Source organism: Paenibacillus sp. J22FR5 (assembly GCF_059691975.1).
Window position 1 is genome coordinate 12,202 of record NZ_JCAUAN010000012.1, and the last position, 18,320, is coordinate 30,521.

Here is an 18,320-nt window from a genome sequence, read left to right on the forward strand (position 1 = left end):
TGGGCACATATGGAAACGAAGAGTACAGTAGCAACGGCAAGTACACCCTCTAATTTCATTAAGAACATTGTAAACGAAGATTTGAAATCAGGCAAAGTTAGTCAGATCGTGACCCGATTTCCCCCGGAGCCGAACGGTTACCTTCATATAGGACATGCGAAGTCAATTTGTTTGAATTTCGAGCTAGCGGATGAATTCAAAGGGAGAACGAACCTGCGATTTGATGATACCAATCCGGTTAAGGAAGATACCGAATACGTGGAGTCCATTAAAGCGGATGTTGCTTGGCTCGGCTTTGAGTGGGACGGCTTGTTTTTTGCATCGGATTATTTCGAGGAAATGTACCAACGCGCGCTTATTTTGATTCGCAAAGGTTTGGCTTTCGTAGATGACCAAACGGCAGACGAAATCCGTGAAACGCGTGGAACACTGACTCAACCGGGAACGAACAGCCCTCACCGTGATCGTACAGTAGAAGAGAATCTTGCGCTGTTTGAGCGTATGCGTGCAGGTGAATTTAAGGATGGAGAGCGGGTGCTTCGTGCCAAAATTGATATGTCCTCACCGAATATCAACTTGCGCGATCCGATCATTTACCGTGTTGTTCATGCGCATCATCATAACACAGGGGACGCTTGGTGTATCTACCCGATGTATGCTTATGCGCATCCGTTGGAGGACGCCATTGAAGGCGTGACGCACTCCATTTGTACGCTGGAATTTGAAGATCAACGTCCGTTCTACGACTGGGTCATTCGTGAGTGCGAGATGCCGAATGTGCCGAGACAGTATGAATTTGCACGCTTGAACTTAACGAATACGGTGATGAGCAAAAGAAAGCTGAAACAGCTCGTCGACGAGAAAGCCGTTGACGGTTGGGACGATCCGCGGATGCCGACCATCTCTGGTCTTCGCCGCAGAGGCTACACAGCGGAATCCATCCGCAATTTCGCACGCGAAATCGGTGTTGCCCGCAGCTACAGCGTTGTCGATGCGAAAATGCTCGATCATTTCATCCGCGAGGATTTGAAGCTGAAGGCGATGCGAACGATGGGCGTGCTGAATCCGCTCAAAGTGGTCATCACCAACTACCCAGAGGATGGGGTTGAGATGCTGGAAGCGGAGAATAACTCCGAGAATCCGGAAATGGGCAATCGCCAAATTCCGTTCTCCCGCGAGATCTACATCGAGCAAGATGATTTCATGGAAAATCCGCCGGCCAAATATTTCCGTCTCTTCCCTGGCAACGAAGTACGTTTGAAAAACGCCTACTTCATCAAGTGCAACGACTTCATCAAGGATGCCGATGGCAACGTTGTTGAGTTGCATTGCACCTATGATGTGGAGACGAAAAGCGGCAGCGGCTTCACCGGCCGTAAAGTCAAAGGCACCATCCACTGGGTGGATGCGAAAAGCGCCGTACCAGCGGAATTCCGCCTGTACGAGCCGCTGATCTTGGACGATGAGGAAGGCGAAGAAGGGGCATCGTTCCTCGAGAACTTGAACCCGAACTCCTTGCAAATCGTGCAAGGCTTCGTCGAAGACAACATGAAGAGCGCGAACCCGCATGATAAGTTCCAGTTCTTCCGCCACGGCTACTTCAATGTGGATCCGAAGTATACAACACCGGATCATCTGGTGTTCAACTTGATCGTTTCGTTGAAGAGCTCATTCGTGGTGTAACGAACGGATATAGATCTTACCCCCTAGCTGTTGCTAGGGGGGGTGCCTTACCGAAAGCCCACAAAACCTGCGAAAGTGCAGGCTTTGTGGGGCTTTTTATATGAAAAGGACAGGAAACCTGGAAATGCAGGTATTCACCATTTTTATGCGAGCAATTAATTAGAAAACGAAGCCCGCAAAAAAACCGCGTGGCTTCGTTTTCTTTGGTTCCAAATGCATTAGAATTTGAGTATCTCCTCGGAAGGAATACTTATTTGACCACAACACGTACGCGGCATATATTCAACACTTGTGTATACAAGTCACTGCTATTACCTTCTCTGCTTGACCCCGCGCGCAATACGGGAAAGTACGTGCCGGGTTTGGTGAACGCATAGGTTGCCTCGACAACCGCTTGGGATCTCTCTTCGTTGACGTAGCTGATGGTCGCATCGATTGGATAGGTAGCATCCCCTTCAAAATCCCATTGTGCAGATACGATCTTACCTGTATTTGATGGGACTTCGACCTCGGCCTTGAAGAAGACTGTTTCGCCCACTGAAACTTCTGTACGCTCGCCGCCGTCTGCTTTCAGCGTAATAACAGGCTGAATGCCCCTACGTTCTAAGGCTTTGGACGGAACAACAACCTGGCCATCCACAACTTCGTAGCTTGTACTAGCAGGAGGAGTTACCCCTCTTTCTACCCAAGCACTCAGATCGCGAAGCGCCTGATGAAGCGCGGGGATGTAGGTTACGATATGTAGTCCGTCTAAAACATCATTCGAACTCGTATCGGCGTGCAAAGCGTGATCCACGAACCAAAGTCTAAACCGGTCATCCAACTTCTCTCCGAGCGATTCTTTGACTTTGGCACGATACCAGTCGGCTTGCCAAGGGAATGCGCTTTCGTCCATCAGCGTCTGCACAACGATCATTTTGCCTTCATAACGGCCGCTTTGAACCGAGCCAGCCCCACCGAAGGCAACGGCAGGCCCCACCAGGATTGGACGCTGCGGATACAATGGCTCGCCATTGTCGTCCCGAAACTGATCCCATACGAGGTAATCGCGGGTCGGAACCTGGTGCCGGTGATAGGTTTGGAGAGCAAGATAGTCCGAGTTATCCAGTACGATCTCGTCGCCCGGCTTAATTTTGTCCAAACTTTGAGCTGACAGATAATAACCAAATGCGGATCCGATCGTAACGACGTTTCCTTTCATCTCGCCTAAAGGGATTTTCTCGCCGGCGGCATCGCCACTAGTTATGTGTATAAATGCACCATCTAGATAGACATCCCCCTTAGGAACATTATCCAAGCGGAAGGAAGGCACTTTCCCCTCAGCCTCCGTAAGCATTTTCCAAGCTTCGTCGACTCCCATATTCACCGATTTGTCAGAATCCGAAGTACCTTGCTTTTGGGGACGAATAACCTCCGTTATTATGCTCTTGAATGTAAGACGTGCCCGAGAGACTGTACTTTCGGGATCGGACCCAAGGTATCCGGGAACGGTCCAGAAATCCTCGAAATAAGAGGGGTCCATCTTCATGACGGCGGGAGCAAGTACCGTAAGCGCTCCATCACCAATTTCTTTGTAGGCAAACCATGCCTTAGGCGGGAATCCCATTCTGGTCACTTCTTCAAGTGCTTGTCTTTCTTCTTCATTCAATCCGTCATACATATCTCCACTGCCGCCGGGCTCAATCGCGTCAAGGATTGCAGGAAACTTATCCTTAAGGATTCGCATCGCGTGGACGCGGACCGTGAAGACATTTGGGATCGCCATAGGCGTTCCGATGACAAAGGGTACCGCACCGTCCCATATGCCTGTCGTGTTCTCCATAAAGCTTATGGTTTTAAATCCACCGCCGCTTCCGCCGTAAATATAACCGTAAGGGCGGTGTGAGCCGTATAACTCCGCCGCTTTAACCCGCGAATACTGTGCCACGGCAGCGCTTGCACGATAAACAAGGGTAGGGTCAGGAGACATTCCGCCCATATTGGTTTCTACCAAATAAGCGCCGCTGGAAATGGCAAAGCCAATTTTGTTATCCACACCGTCGCAATGGCTTTGCGCTGCGTTTTCACTGCCTTGAACAGGGTAGACAGGCTGAAAAAAGCGTCCCTCATAAACCTCTTTGGATGGGAAGTAAAACGAAAATCTGGTATCGTTCCCTTGGAATCCACCGTGAATGTACCGATGGCGCTCGGGCTCATTCCGCCACTCATCGATGTCCACATAGGGATGTTGGAACTGCGCGTCTTGTAACCCATTATAGAGCGAGTTTCCAGTTTTCGCATTTTCGGTTTCATGCATTGGCATAAATCTTCCTCCTACTTCAAATTATGATTTTATTATTTCTTGTCTCTTCGATTACGTTATTGACATTGCCAACATTGGCATCTTTCCTTCTAGCTTCAAGGTCCCTTGCAATTAGGGCTTGTTTTTCTTCTGTAAGATCAAACCATATCACGCATATTGAAAGTGCACCGAAAACAGCAGGAAGTACACCGGTTATTAGCCTAAACCCAAACAGAGTTGAACTGCTTTGCTCGACTCCGGGTACATAGCCAATAACGCTTAGTGCAACAGCAGCTAGTGCACCTGAAAGAGCAGTTGCAAGGGTTTGGACAAATCCATTGAAGGAACTCATAAATGCATTCAACTTCAATCCAGTCTTCCACTCGGTATAATCGATTGCAGCCGGCATCATAGCCCCTTGAGCAGGGCTGCCAAATCCACCGATGATACAAGTGATAACTGTTATAACAATAAGAATGATGAGACCCGTATTATTGGCTGGAATGAATAAGATGATGGGACATGTTGCCAAATTAACGATCACACCGGCCAAAACGGTGGTTTTTAAACCAAAACGCTTGATGATCGGTTGACTGAAGACTACGCCAATAAGCGTTGGAATCAACGCAACGATTCCCATAATCGCCATTAAGCCTTCATTATTGAAAAAATATTTATAGAAATGGATTTGGACACCAGCCCGGATCCCGGCGGATAAAGCGTTTGCAAACAAAAATACATATACGATTACAGCAGCTTTATTTGTAAAAGTAGCTGCGACCATTTGTTTGACTGAAGGTCTCTTCTCGTCTTTGTTATTTTCTACTACGTATCTTTCTTTAACTTTCATCCATTGAAAGATGGATAGTAGGATTGTAATGACAGCTGCCGCTGCCATAAATAAGGAGAAGCCTCTAGCATCATTTCCTCCACCTAAAGCTTTGTATATAGGTACTGTGCCTACTTGAACGATCACAGCTCCTGCAAGAATAAAAAGGAAACTTAACTGACCTATTGATATTCTTTCATCAACTCTTTTGGTAACGGCCGGTACTGCTGCATTGCCTGGTATCGTGATGATTGAGGAGAAAATACTATAAACCGCATAGGTGACAACAGCATAGACTAACTTTCCTGTGGTGCTTAGATCAGGAACTGTGAAAGTTAACCATCCGAAAATGCCAAACGGGACGCCTAAGATGACGAACCAGGGTGTGTATTTCCCCCATGGTGTCTTTAACTTATCCATCAAAGCTCCAAAGAATGGCGCAGCGAAAGCATCGACAATACGAACAACTAGAAATAACCCCGCTATGAAAGCCGGATTTATTTTCATCATGTCAGTGTAGAAAAATAACAAATAGACCTGAATGATTTGATAATGAATCGTATTAGGCGCGTTACCGCTGACTAGGGCGAGCTTTTCACTTAATTTAAGTTTTGGATGTTCATGCTCAGTGGCGACTAGCTGCGGGACCACCGCCTCTACAGTTGCCATAATATCCCCCCCCGGCAAATCATGATTTGTAAGTACTTACATATGCATTATGACATACATTCAGATCTTAATATGGTATGCTATTTAGAAAAATTGTATGGAATCGAGTTGCATGCATGGTTACAATGAGTGATTTTCCTAATTTGTCTTATTTATGTAAATTGGTTCATGAAAGTCTGCAGCTTCCGGTTTTTTGCAAAACGGATGCGGACTTACATGAGGAATTGATCTGGATCACCGGCATGCCAATGCATCCCTTCATTTCTGATCCATATGAGCTTTTCCGTTCTGTGGTCAATCAAGAAAAGGGTATAAATGGTCCGGTGCTTCATGAAACCCATTTCATGGAGCAGTTTGTCGTTTTGCCGGTAAGTAGAAACGGCCAGCGTCAGGCCGTCATCGTCATCGGTCCAGCCACCCGACAAAAGCCGAGCGATCAGTTGTGCACCAAACTCTTGAACGATTATGGAATTCCGAGCCAAGAGCGGTCGAAATGGATGGATTATTGGTGCAACCTTCCTTTTATGAACCGCCTCCGACTACTCCATATCTGCGTGTCGGCAAACTGGATGATTAATCAGGAGGTTCTGGAGATTACGGACGTGTTCCAATCCAGCTTTCAATATGGATTGTCTAATCAACAGAAGGAGAACGAGCTTGTGCTTGCGGAACGTCGAGAGTATTCCATCTTCCATGAGGGAATGGAGGATACGAATCACATGTTTGCTTTAATCCGAAATGGGAATAAAACCGAGTTGATGAAGATGCTGGCAAAAGCTACGAATGATAACAGCCAGGCCGGGAGGCAGTCTAAAAAAAGCTACCTTCGCAGCGTGAAAAATCTCGCTATAGGCGGAATTACTTTAAGCAGTCATGCTGCCGTAGAAGGAGGGTTGAATGAGGAATTAGCCGCTACGCTGTGCGAATTACATGTTCAGCATATCGAAGAGTTGAACGATCTGACGATGATAGAGGCTGCCGCATTCGGAGCCATTGTGGATTTTGTCGATCGTGTCGACCAGTGCCGCAAAAACAGATCATCAAAACCGATTCAAGCATGTAAGGAATATATCTACCTTCATCTGTTCGAAGAAATTACGTTTCAGCAGCTCGTAGTTGTGTCTGGACTCAACCCTAGCTATTTATCTCAGTTGTTCAAAAAGGAAACCGGATTGACATTGACGAACTACATCCAGAGGGAACGAATCGAAGAGTCAAAGAAGCTGCTCGACCATACCAATGACACGATGTCAAGGATCGGTGCAAGGCTCACCTTCTATGACCAAGCCCATTTTGTTAAAGTATTCAAGAAACACGCGGGAGTAACGCCAAAGCAATACAGAAACCGTAGTCGAACGATACAGTGAATTTTGTAACCATTGATTTCACCTCCTCCCGTTTTCTAATCTGCTTATGTGTGTATGGATCAGAAGGCGACTACGAGAACGCGCTTAAAAATAAATTTTTCCTTCACAATTAACCAGTATGATAAAGAGGATGAGTTGTAAAAAAGGGAGCGTGTGCGCGCGTGACAACGGTATTAGTCGTAGATGATGATTTGAATATATGTAAAATTACGAAGCTGTATCTGGAGAAAAACGGCTACGAGGTGGCCACGGCGAACGACGGGGAGCAGGCGCTCACGAGGTTCAAGGAGGTGCAGCCCGATTTCATCGTGCTGGACATTATGCTGCCGAAGCGCGACGGTTGGTCGGTCTGTCAGAATATCCGCGCGCAGAGTGATGTGCCGATTCTGATGCTGACGGCGAGGGGCCACGTGGATGAGCGAGTCGAGGGCTTGCAGATGGGGGCTGACGACTATCTGGTGAAGCCATTTGACCCGAACGAGTTGGTCGCACGCGTAACATCGATCCTTCGTCGGACGGGGCTTCGCACTCAAGTTGTGCCTGCGGCAAACGTATATGAGATCGGCAGCTTGCGCATAGACAGCATGGGCCATGAAGTAACGGTCGAAGGGCAGGTAGTACCACTTCCGAAGAAAGAGTACGAGCTGCTGCTGTTTTTCGTGCGGAATCCGAATCAAGTATTTACCCGTGAGGATCTGATCACCAAGATCTGGGGGTGGGATTTCGAGGGCGAGGACCGTGTAGTTGATTTATATATCAAACGATTAAGACAGAAGCTTTCGGTACTAACGGAGCGTAAAGATGACTGGAGTATCCGCACCGTATGGGGCGTTGGTTATAAGTTTGAGGGGCCTGGCGCATGCTGAACTCCTTTTATCGCAAGCTGTTATTTATGTATATTTCCATTACGGTGGTGTCGATTCTAGCGATTTCGGGCACGATCGGCTACACCATGAAACAGAAGACGTATGCTCGGAGCGAGAAGCTCTTGCTGGAGAAGGTGGAGCAAGTGGAGGAGCTGGCGAAGGATTTGTTCGATAATTCGACGGCTCAGAAGGATTTCCGCAAGCAAATTACTGCCATCGAGAAAACATCGAATGTGCGTGTTTCCGTGATTAGGCATCCCAAGGTTGCCTTGGATAAAATCCAGACCATTGGCGAAGTACCTGCGCGACTCGGTTGGGTGGAGAAGGTACTCTCGGGTAATCCGGTGACGGTGAGGAGTAATTTTACACAGAATAGTAATGTCAAAATGCTCATCGTCGGACGTCCTGTCCTACAGGACAGCCGGGTCGTTGGGGCGATTTTCCTATACACGCCGATTGTCAACATTCAAGGCACGATTCGGGAGATCAACCGGGCGATTTATGCATCTGCGCTAGTGGTTGCCCTACTGGCCATTGCCCTCCTGTACTTCGTGTCGAGGCATTTTGTGAAGCCTTTACAGCAGATGAGTAAGACGGCGGAGGCACTGGCGCTCGGGGATTTTGGCGGCAGGGTCCCTGTGCGCGGAAAAGATGAGATCGCCTCGTTGTCCGTTTCACTAAACCGAATGGCCGGGAAGCTGCAAAAGGTCGAGGAAGGCCGCAAGCGGTTCCTCTCTGAAATTTCTCACGAGCTGCGGACCCCGCTGACGACGATTCGGGCCTCCCTGCAGGGGATCACCGATGGTATCGTGGAGCCGGAGGATGCGAGGGAGTTCATCGATATCTCCCTCCAGGAGACACTTCGATTGAGTCATCTGGTGGATGATCTGCTGGAGTTGTCTTCTTTTGAAGAGAAGCAGGTGAAGTTGACTATGCAAGCTGTGGATCTTCCCGATCTGATCGGACTCGTCGTGACGCAGCTGAAGATGAAGGCGAAAGGCAAAGGGATTGAGCTGAGTGCCGATGCGGACGGGCCATATACGGTAAGGGCTGACGCAGACCGGCTAAGGCAGGTATTCATCAATTTACTGGACAATGCGATTAACCACATTCCAGAGGGCTCACAAGCGGGGATCCGAGTGAAGGCGGTCAGGCAGGAACGTTGGGTCGAGGTGTGGGATCACGGGCAAGGTATTGCGCCGGAGAAGCTGCCGCATCTGTTTGACCGGTTCTACAAGGCGGACGAAAGCCGCAACCGCACTGGCGCGGGGCTGGGTTTGACGATTTGTAAACACATCGTAGAGGCACACGGGGGCTCGATTCGCGTGGAGTCGCAGCTCGGGGCTGGGACGGTTTTCAAAATCTTTTTGCCCATCGCATAAATGACCTCACATGACAAACTTATGACATAACTATGGGATAAGATAGGATTCGTAGGGTGAAGGAAAACAACCCATTAAACGAATCGAGGAGTGATTCCACATGTTGAAGAAGTTAGCAGGACTCGTGTTGGTAGGTGCGATTGTATGTTCAGTTCCGGTTGCGGCTTTCGCCGAAGGAGATACAACTGCGCCTTCGACAAGCAAAGTTCATCCCGTGAAGCAACTTTTACTAGAAAAAGCGCATGCTTTTGGCATATCGACGGATGGGAAAACAAGTAAGGAGATTAAAGCGGAGCTGAAAACGGCTAGCACCGCTAAACACACGGAGCATTTGAATGCGGCGGCAGCCAAGCTAGGTATCTCCATAGATGGCAAAACAGCGGAGCAATTGAAAACGGAGATCAAAGCCGCTGTTGGCGTGAAGCTGCAAGCGAAGGCAACGAAGCTCGGCGTGAGTGCGGACGGGTTGACGAATAAAGAGCTGAGAGCAGCGCTGAAAGCTGCCGCTTTGACCAAGCTGCAAGCGAAAGCGACCGAAGCGGGTATCGCGACGGACGGCAAAACAGCGAAGGAAATTCGCGCAGCTTTGAAAGCCGCTAAAGAGGCAAAGAAATCGACAGCGGTGAACAAGAGAGCAGCCAAATTAGGTATCTCCACGGATGGTAATAGCAGGACATAGCAAGAAACCCCAGTGCCACAATGAACTTGGCGCAGGGGTTTTTGTCTATATGGCAGCTTTATCAATAATTATGAAAGATCAAATGACATTAAATCTCTAGCCATCGTTATTCGTCCCGAGTAGATGTCTCGCATGCCTTCTGTATAGGCGGCCTCCGCCTCCTCATTGGCAGCAGGCGCAGGAATATGGTGGGTGAGAACCAAATGGGCTACACCTGCTTCACGAGCGATTTCAGCCACTTGGTGCGTAGTGGAATGATACTTAGCTGGGTTGGAAAGGCCAATGGTCTGCTCAGGGAATTTGGCAATAAGCGCGTCCAGCCATGCTTTGTTGTAAGATTCATGTACAAGTAAATCCACGCCGCGACTATGTTTGATCATATTCTCAACAGGGATCGTATCCCCCGAAATGACAACCGACTTCCCGTTGAATTCGAATTTATAGGCGATGGCTGGATAAACAGGTCGATGATCCACTTCGAAAGCGGTGATTTTAATACCGCCTTGGTCATAAACGACACCGTCGTTGCTTTCGAAATAATGAATGTCCGCCCCTTCACCCGCAGAGAAGTTATAGTTCACTCGGAGATTCACGTCGAAATCGAAAGACGCTCTCATTTTGCCGATAATTGCTTTCGTCGTGGTGGGTCCATACACATTCATAGGACCTTTCCGCCCCTCAAATACCCGATCCGCGATCACGTGTGTCCGCCAGCTCGTAATGAATACATCGAAAAACCCAGAATTATGGTCGCTATGATGATGAGTAAAAAAGACATCCGAAATCCGTTGCGGCATGATCCCGGCCTTAATCAGTTGATCAACGGTCGCACCTCCGCAATCGAATAGAAAGGCTTTATCCCCTGCGAGTACAGCGACGCCTGCTTTAGCCCTTCCATAAAAGGCCCTCGGTGTGCCTGTGCCAAGGATTACGACTTTGATATGCTCATGAAAATCCGGCAATAGGTTTTCTTGTGGTTGTATATACATAGGAAGACCTCCTCAGTCACATAAGGTTATTTTTCTTTTCGCGCTTCATTCAACAGCGATAAATCCAGGAATTTACTGAAATCCAGCTCTTCTGCTTTCACTTTTAAGTACCCTGCATCAAAAGAGGCTTTGGCTTGCTCGTTGATATCATCTAACGTGATATCTTCCGTTAATTTCAAATGATCAATGGCTGCTTTGATGAGCGCCGGGTCCATTCCTTTGCCGGTTAACTGTTTCAGTTCATCACTAATCAGATCATAAGCTTTGCTCGGATTTTGCTGGATGAAATCGATCGCTTGTTTGTTGGCTTTCACGGCTTTTTTGGCCAAGTCACGGTGATCCTTCAGGAACGTATCGCTGGCTACGAGAATCGTTAACGGGTAATTGCCGTCTTTTGGTGGAATCTTATTCCAATCTACTAAAATCGTACCTGACCCTTCTTGGATAATCTGTGTACCCCAAGGCTCTGCAATTAAGGTGGCATCTACTTCTTTCTGACGTATCGCAACTAATGTATCTGCCGGGGCGCGTGTAACGATTTGGACGCCAGAAGTATCGGTCGACACTTTCAATCCTTCCTGTTTGAGCAGCAAGCGAAGAGATAGATCTGGCGTGCCTCCTTTGGCAGCAACAGCTACCGTTTTTCCAACGAGATCCTTAACGGAACGGATGCCTGCATCCTTGCGTGCAACCAATACCGCTCCGCCGTTATTCGCCCCAGAAATAACCCTGATATTTTTGCTTTTCAAATATTGATTGATGACCGGTCCCGGGCCCACGTAGCCCAAGTCGATTTGATCCGTGGCAATCGCCGTTGCGAAGTCTGCTCCGTTGTCAAAGGCAGTGACTTCAATCTTGGCATTTTGGCCAAAAGCTTGCTGAAAATAGTTGTTTTGCAGCGCAATAAATCCTGGAGCGTGGGTGACATTTTTCAAAATACCGATTTTCACAGTCGTACTGACAGCACTTGAAGCTGCTTCTTTACTCTGACCGCAGGCCGACAAAACCAATGATACGAATAAGACCAAACTCATGATCCAACCTAATTTTTTCAAAATAATTCCCCCTTATTGGTTCTATGGAACGTCATTTATTTCTTTAGCTGAAAGCGAAGGACAATTTTATCCTCGAGCTGTTTAAAACAAAAATGATCAGAAATCGTACCGATAACGGCGATGATAATGACCACGCACAGGATCGTTGCCGTATCCCCCAGTCCTCGCCCATCTTGCAGCAATTGCCCTAGGCCTACGCCTTTGGCAATCAGCTCCCCAGCTACAAGTGCCCGCCAAGCGAAGGCCCAAGCCACGCGGATCCCGGTGATCCAATGGGGGAATGCCGCCGGCAGCTGCACTTGGAAGAACAAGCGGTATCCGCTGCCTGTTCCCAGCATTTGCGCAGCTCGCAGATGAATCGGCGAAATATTCATGATCCCTGTACGGCTCGCCATCGACATCGTCCATGTCGCACCGATCGTCGTAATGAAAATGACCGAAGTGTCATTAAGTCCAAACCAGATAATTGCGAAGGGAAGCCATGCGATACTTGGGACGGTCTGGAGGGCAACAACGACAAAGCCGAAGGTTTCGTCAAAATACCGGTATCGTGCAAATAAATAGCCTAATATCGTTCCGATCCCAATAGATAAGGCAAAGGAGATGAGCAAACGACGAAGACTAGCCCCAATGGCGTTAAGGAGATGCCCGTGTGCAAAGCCATCATAGAAGGCCTGGAAGGTTTGCAACGGTGAAGGAAACTTCCACCCCCACTGGAAAACCCTAAATCCCAACTCCCATATGATCAGCAGAAGAATTAGAAATAGTGTTCTTCTTAAGGCTGTATTCATGGCCCAACTCCTCTCTGACAACCTTTTCGAGCTCATCCGTCAGAGCTTCCATAATTCTACTCTCCAAGGCGTGAATGAGCGGGTCACCGCTTTGATGAGGTCTTGCCGCCTGCACGGCAAATTCCTTCTTGACCCTGCCTGGCTGTGTCGCCATCACGACAACTCGATCTGACAGCAGGACGGCTTCACGAATGTTGTGCGTAATAAACAAGATGGTTTTACCCGTTTTAAGCCAAATCTCTTCCAAATCCTTAAGTAGAATCAAGCGCGTTTGCTCATCCAATGCGGCAAAGGGTTCATCCATCAAAAGAATATCAGGATCCATAACGAGCGCTCTGGCAATAGCGACTCTTTGCTTCATCCCCCCGGACAGTTCATGTGGATAACGATCGATAAACTTGCTCAAGTGAACGGCTTTAATTTGCTCCGCAGAAAGGGCATATCGTTCTTTCTGCGATAACCCTTTTTGCTTCAAGCCGAAGGCCACATTATCAAGCACCGTAAGCCAAGGAAACAAGCCGTGCTCTTGGAAAACAACAATACGGTCGGCTCCTGGTGCCGTAATTTTGTGCCCATTGACGGTAATTGTGCCACTACTCGCTTTGTCGAAACCAGCTATTAGGTTTAGAAGCGTAGACTTCCCGCAGCCCGAAGGTCCTACGACGGAGACGAATTCCCCTTTCCCAATCGTGAGAGAAACTTGATCTAGAGCCGTGTAGGCATTGCCCTTCCGCTGCGAAAAGGATTTATTCACATTGCTGATCGTAATCATGTGGTCAACCTCCAGGCTGATGTTGGTCTATAGGTCTGAGAAGAAACGGTTCGGATGAAAAATAACGATCTTCTTTTTGGAGTAATCAATGAGCGCTTTATCTCGCCATTTATTGAGTGTTTCCGTGACGGTTTGTCTGCTGCAGCCAATGACGTAGGAGATTTCTTCATGACTGAGCGGCACCTGAACCTCAAGCTTTTCGTTCGTCGGTTTACCCAGCTGCAGGAGGAACCAAGCTAGCCGCCAAGCGACGGGGCGGGAGATTAGTGTTTCAACCATTTTCTGTGTTTGCAGGAGTCTGCGAGCGCTTAGAACGGCAACGGAATAGGAAAACTCAGCATTCTCCTTGGCCAATTCGAGAAATTTTCGACTGTCTAGCGTCATGATTTGGCTGTCCACGAGGCACTTGGCGTAGCGCTTCCGAGGAATGTTCGTCAACACCTCCGCATTACCGAAAACTTCCCCCTCATAGCGAAGAAATAAGGTAATTCCTTGCCCTTCCTCGGAGGATTGGGAAATTTTAATTAATCCCGATTGCACATAATAAACACCGCCGGGCAGATCATTCTCTTGAAAAACAAACTCATTCTTCTTGTAAGTATGGATAACACCATGACTTCGGAAAGCCGCCACCATGACTTCTTTAGTTGGGTCCTTTTCCTGAAGTTCGGCAAGTTCATTCAATGGGTCCATAGGATAAATCCCCTTTTCCTTGTTCAACTGACCATGCACTCGTTTAATGTTGAGTATTCCGATGAGATATATGTATATTATCACATGAAATCGCGTGAGAATGTCGGATTCCCGACAAATTTTAAAAAATTCGTTCCATGATGCTTTTCAGGATTTGCTGAAAAAGGGGGCCACACTGATCTCAGATGGGGAGCATCTGAATATTAACAAGAGGCTCCATGAGAAGATTCCACAGGGAGCTAGGCTGTTCGTCATTTGTGATAAGGAAACTTACGGACGGCTGAACGGATAGGGAAAAGAGCCAGGAGGGTGACCTCTTGGCTCTTTTTTGAGCTGTTTGTGGTGGGGCGCCTACGAAGTTGTACAACGTACAACATTATGTTGCTGATTCGAAGGTTTTACGGTAGGATGTTGTATTTTATACAACAAAAGGAGCACATTTGGGCTGATTTGGCCATTTCGGAGCAATATTGTTGCACAAAGTGCAGCATTATCTCCAGATGATCTTAAAATCGGCCATAATGTTGCACAACGTACAACTTCCAGCTCGCGGAGGCTGTGAACTTAGGCGCTGGCGAAAAGGCTCTCCATGTGCCTTTGTCCCTCACTTCACCTTCAAAAGCCTAACCAACCGGCTCAACGTCGTCCCTTGAACTAACAGCGAGAACACCACATTGCTGAAGGTCATCGCGAGAAGTAAGTCGCGACCCTCGAAATCCGGCGAAACGCCCAGCAGGAGCGCAATCGACAGCGAGCCCTTGAGTCCGCCCCAGGCAATGATGGGCTTCCACGCTTTTGGCATGTCGCGATCCATAGCGAGACTTACATAGACGGCGATGAAACGTGCAACTAGGACGACCAGAATGCTTCCGCCAATGACAGGCCATTTGTCTGTGAAGTCGATGTTCGATATTTCCAAGCCGACCATGAGGAAAATGAGCGCATTGCCGATGAAGGCGATGACCTCCCAGAAGGAGTCCATTTTCTCCAGGGTGATGTCGGACATGCCGATGTTTTTGCCGTAGGTGCCTAGTAACAGCCCGGCAAAAACGACCGAGATCACACCGGATAGATGGAACATCTCGGCGATCTCGAAAACGCCATAGAACAGCACAATGGAAAGGCCGATTTCAACGAGATAGTTATCGATGCGCGAGGTGATTCTGGAAGCTAGGAAGCCGCCGGCAATCCCGATCAGCATCCCGCCAAGCACCACCTTGGCAAACTCTAAGGTGCCATCCATGAGACTGGACATGCTGAGCATCGTGGTGACTAGCGCGATTTTGAACAGGACGACGGCGACGCCGTCATTGGCTAAGCTTTCGCCTTCGACGATGGTAGATAATTTCGAATTGAGCCCGAGCGATTTGAATATACTGAGCACGGAAACCGGATCGGTGGCCGCCATGAGGGCGCCGAATACAAGCGATTTTTGTAAGGAAAGACCTAAGAAGAGAGAACACATTACGGCAACGAGAACAAAGGTAATCAACGTGCCAAGCAGGGAGAGAAGCAGGATCGGACGTTTGCTCTCTTTTACCTCATGGAAGTGCAGCTTAATCGCGGCATCCCCTATGAGGGCTGATAAGAAAATAAGGATAACCGTCGTTTGGAACACGTGATCCGATGCGATATAATCCTTCAGCTCCTGCATGGCAGGAATGGGTAGGAGTCCAAGGAGTAAACCCGCTATAACCAGCAGAGTTGGATAAGGTTGCTTCGTTTTATCAGCCAAATACGCAATGGCCACCGCGATGGCAAGTAGGACAAGCCAGTAGTGGATCATGTAGTTCCTCCTTTCATCGAAGTGTTCAAAGAATCCGTCACATTGACTTTATTCCATGTTTGCCAGAATTGTCCTGAGTTATGTGAAAAAGACAAAAAGAGCCCGCTGTTGGCAGGCTCCTCCGGGTCAATCCGTATTTAGCGTAACTATACCTGTTCGATAGGAAGTTGTAAAGAAAATGTCATGGGGGGCTCGGACGCTTAGCGATCACCTAAGGCAGCGACGACAGATCTTATTTGTTCATGTTGTAGGAAACTTATTAAGGGTTAGTTCTTGATTCTGCCTCTCCGGTCTTTACCTCAAGTCCAAGTTTTCGAGCCACAAAGGCCGTTGTACTAGCCTGGAATAAGATCGTAATCAGCACAGCCATGAAGGTAACACTGGCTATTAGCTCGCTATGTTGGACTCCCATACCTGCCACCATCCCGCACAAAGCCGCGGGAATTACACCTGTTTCTCGCACCCAAAACATAAAAACAATTTCATTCCATTTCCACTTGGCTTTACGATCTGGTAACGTGCAAAGTAATACCGTTAGAGGACGCGCAATAAACATAAAGACAAAAATAACCCCCAAACTTGTCCAGAAGTGCTCTAAAATAACGGTGAAGTTGACTTGACTCCCGAGAAGAATGAAAATCAGCATACGCATAATCAGCGTAATATTTTCGGAAAAATGCTCCATTTCGTGCAGCTTATCATTCATATCCAACTTGAATGTTCCCGCATTTCCCCAAATGAGTCCCGCTGTAAAAGTCGCCATGAAGCCGCTGACTCCTATCAGTTCCCCGGCTATATAAGCACCCAAGGAAGTTACTACCATTGCAATCGTAGCATAATCTCTGAGGAAACCTAACTTCAAATGCGCAGTCATATAAGTCATTACATACCCGATGATACCACCAAGAAGAAGTCCGCCCAGCGCTGTTTTCGCAAATTCACCGACACCGGATGAGAGGGATACGGCCTGGGTTCCCATAATAATAGCCAGCAGTGAAAAGGTAAGAATCGAACCGGTCGCATCATTAAAAGCCGACTCACTCTCTACGGTTTCCCTAACTCTCGTACGAATTCGCACCTGTTTAAACACCGGAATGAGCGTAGCAGGATCTGTCGAACTGATAATAGCTCCCAACAGTAGCGCATATAACCACGGAAGATCCAAAAGCAGATGCGAGGTAATCGCAACAGCTCCGCAAGTCACGATAACACCTGGAATACTGAGTAAGCTCACTGTTATCCATACTTGGCGAAGACCCGATAGTCTGATATTGCGACCACCATCAAATAAAATAAGCGTAGAGCCAATGACTAAAATAAATTGATTCGTAAAAGATGTGCTGGATTCATTAATCCAATGAAAACCTTGACCGATTAACATACCAGCAACTAGAAAGAGTGCAACATCTGGCAGTTTTAGAAGTTGGGCGATTTTACCGAACAGCATCCCCAACCCAAAAATTAAAACAAGAAGAATAATGATATGGTCAATCAGGACTGAAGTCGTATTTTCCATTAGCCGATCACTTCTCTCTCGAACTCTTCAATATGATCATTCGTTCCGATGATGACCATAATATCTTGTTCATTGCTAATATCTGTTGCGGTTGGGGCAATGATCACGCCAGTTTTCTTGTTAATGGCTACGACGCTGCAGCCATATTTCGCACGCTCGGAACTCAACTCATTTACTATTTCTTCATCCTTATCAATCCCAAGCACTTCGTTTCCAAGCTTGATGAGTTCTTTGGAAATACTAGCATCGAATCTACCTAAGCCAATCACCGTATATTGATTCTTCATTTTTCCTTATCCCCTATCCAATGGCTTTAACGGTATGGTTCCTGGCGTAAGGCTACGAGGTTTTATCAATTAATATGAATTATATAACTGTTTACGTTCACGCACAAAGTTTAGACCGTTGTCGCAATAAAAAGAGGCATTGCCCTTAAGACAACGCCGATTACTCCAATCCATGAACAGACAGTTCGAGGGGTGTTTTTTTGCTTCCTGCGCTTCGTTGGATAGGTTCCTCTATCTTTTACAAATTCTTAACTATACAAATATAATCAAGTAATTATATAATAATAAACAGATGGAAAGTGGATTTACTAAAAGGCTTGAATGTACCATTGTAAGGAGGATAATGATGATTGAAATTGAAAATATGGTCGATACTTTAAAGTTAGTTAGTGATAAATGCAGACTATCTATCCTTCTATTACTTCAAGAAAGAGACTTATGTGTCTGCGAAATTGTAGAGATTTTACAAACCAGCCAGCCTAATATTAGCCAGCATATGCGCAAATTAAAAGATGGCGGTCTCGTCAAAGAAACAAGAAAAGGTCAGTGGGTATACTATTCACTTTCTATCCAAGATAAGCCTTTCCTGACTGACTTATTCAAGCACCTCCCTTCCCAAAAAGATAAAGTGGAGAAGCTAACCTGTGAAGATTCAAACTGCTGCGATTAAGGGGA

General features: G+C 47.4%; 16 protein-coding genes. 6 read left to right on the plus strand and 10 right to left on the minus strand.

Annotation, left to right across the window (positions count from 1 at the left end; genetic code table 11):
- The first annotated feature begins 9 nt into the window (after positions 1 to 9).
- Positions 10 to 1,683 (plus strand): glutamine--tRNA ligase/YqeY domain fusion protein, encoded by a 1,674-nt coding sequence (locus AC58P7_RS16855; protein ID WP_497344780.1) that lies wholly within the window; start codon positions 10 to 12, stop codon positions 1,681 to 1,683.
- Between the two features lie 250 nt (positions 1,684 to 1,933).
- Here the strand turns inward: AC58P7_RS16855 and AC58P7_RS16860 are convergent, their stop codons facing one another.
- Positions 1,934 to 3,985, minus strand: a complete 2,052-nt coding sequence (locus AC58P7_RS16860) for a Tat pathway signal sequence domain protein (protein WP_497344782.1) — start codon at positions 3,983 to 3,985, stop codon at positions 1,934 to 1,936.
- 16 nt (positions 3,986 to 4,001) lie between these two features.
- The gene (locus AC58P7_RS16865; protein WP_497344784.1) at positions 4,002 to 5,462 is read right to left on the minus strand and encodes a glycoside-pentoside-hexuronide (GPH):cation symporter; all 1,461 of its coding nucleotides are present in this window, start codon (positions 5,460 to 5,462) and stop codon (positions 4,002 to 4,004) included.
- A gap of 125 nt (positions 5,463 to 5,587) precedes the next feature.
- Here AC58P7_RS16865 and AC58P7_RS16870 point away from each other — a divergent pair, with 125 nt between their 5' ends.
- From AC58P7_RS16870 to AC58P7_RS16885, 4 genes are all read left to right on the plus strand, one after another.
- A complete protein-coding gene (locus tag AC58P7_RS16870) occupies positions 5,588 to 6,829 on the plus strand; it encodes a helix-turn-helix domain-containing protein (RefSeq protein WP_497344786.1) in 1,242 nt (413 codons plus the stop codon).
- Between the two features lie 161 nt (positions 6,830 to 6,990).
- Positions 6,991 to 7,695: a response regulator transcription factor gene (locus tag AC58P7_RS16875; protein WP_497344788.1), complete on the plus strand. Its 705-nt coding sequence runs from the start codon at positions 6,991 to 6,993 to the stop codon at positions 7,693 to 7,695.
- The gene (locus tag AC58P7_RS16880; RefSeq protein WP_497344790.1) at positions 7,689 to 9,077 is read left to right on the plus strand and encodes a sensor histidine kinase; all 1,389 of its coding nucleotides are present in this window, start codon (positions 7,689 to 7,691) and stop codon (positions 9,075 to 9,077) included. The genes AC58P7_RS16875 and AC58P7_RS16880 overlap by 7 nt, the downstream gene beginning before the upstream one ends.
- Before the next feature lie 100 nt (positions 9,078 to 9,177).
- The gene (locus tag AC58P7_RS16885) at positions 9,178 to 9,756 is read left to right on the plus strand and encodes a hypothetical protein (protein ID WP_497344792.1); all 579 of its coding nucleotides are present in this window, start codon (positions 9,178 to 9,180) and stop codon (positions 9,754 to 9,756) included.
- A 68-nt stretch (positions 9,757 to 9,824) separates the two neighbouring features.
- On the opposite strand, the gene AC58P7_RS16890 is transcribed toward AC58P7_RS16885, so the two are convergent.
- The 8 genes from AC58P7_RS16890 to AC58P7_RS16925 form a co-directional block, all read right to left on the minus strand.
- The gene (locus AC58P7_RS16890; RefSeq protein WP_497344794.1) at positions 9,825 to 10,745 is read right to left on the minus strand and encodes an MBL fold metallo-hydrolase; all 921 of its coding nucleotides are present in this window, start codon (positions 10,743 to 10,745) and stop codon (positions 9,825 to 9,827) included.
- A gap of 26 nt (positions 10,746 to 10,771) precedes the next feature.
- Positions 10,772 to 11,800, minus strand: a complete 1,029-nt coding sequence (locus tag AC58P7_RS16895) for an ABC transporter substrate-binding protein (RefSeq protein ID WP_497344796.1) — start codon at positions 11,798 to 11,800, stop codon at positions 10,772 to 10,774.
- Between the two features lie 35 nt (positions 11,801 to 11,835).
- A complete protein-coding gene (locus AC58P7_RS16900) occupies positions 11,836 to 12,591 on the minus strand; it encodes an ABC transporter permease (RefSeq protein WP_497344798.1) in 756 nt (251 codons plus the stop codon).
- Positions 12,524 to 13,363 carry an ABC transporter ATP-binding protein gene (locus AC58P7_RS16905; RefSeq protein WP_497344800.1) on the minus strand — a complete coding sequence of 280 codons (840 nt, stop codon included), beginning with the start codon at positions 13,361 to 13,363 and terminating at the stop codon, positions 12,524 to 12,526. Before AC58P7_RS16905 ends, AC58P7_RS16900 begins: the two co-directional genes overlap by 68 nt.
- A 27-nt stretch (positions 13,364 to 13,390) precedes the next feature.
- Positions 13,391 to 14,056 carry a Crp/Fnr family transcriptional regulator gene (locus AC58P7_RS16910; protein ID WP_497344802.1) on the minus strand — a complete coding sequence of 222 codons (666 nt, stop codon included), beginning with the start codon at positions 14,054 to 14,056 and terminating at the stop codon, positions 13,391 to 13,393.
- Between the two features lie 604 nt (positions 14,057 to 14,660).
- Positions 14,661 to 15,842, minus strand: a complete 1,182-nt coding sequence (locus AC58P7_RS16915) for a cation:proton antiporter (protein WP_497344804.1) — start codon at positions 15,840 to 15,842, stop codon at positions 14,661 to 14,663.
- A gap of 259 nt (positions 15,843 to 16,101) precedes the next feature.
- Positions 16,102 to 17,358 (minus strand): cation:proton antiporter, encoded by a 1,257-nt coding sequence (locus tag AC58P7_RS16920; protein ID WP_497344806.1) that lies wholly within the window; start codon positions 17,356 to 17,358, stop codon positions 16,102 to 16,104.
- Positions 17,358 to 17,645: an NAD-binding protein gene (locus tag AC58P7_RS16925; protein WP_497344808.1), complete on the minus strand. Its 288-nt coding sequence runs from the start codon at positions 17,643 to 17,645 to the stop codon at positions 17,358 to 17,360. Before AC58P7_RS16925 ends, AC58P7_RS16920 begins: the two co-directional genes overlap by 1 nt.
- A gap of 346 nt (positions 17,646 to 17,991) precedes the next feature.
- Here AC58P7_RS16925 and AC58P7_RS16930 point away from each other — a divergent pair, with 346 nt between their 5' ends.
- Positions 17,992 to 18,315 (plus strand): ArsR/SmtB family transcription factor, encoded by a 324-nt coding sequence (locus tag AC58P7_RS16930; protein WP_497344810.1) that lies wholly within the window; start codon positions 17,992 to 17,994, stop codon positions 18,313 to 18,315.
- Positions 18,316 to 18,320 lie beyond the last annotated feature (5 nt).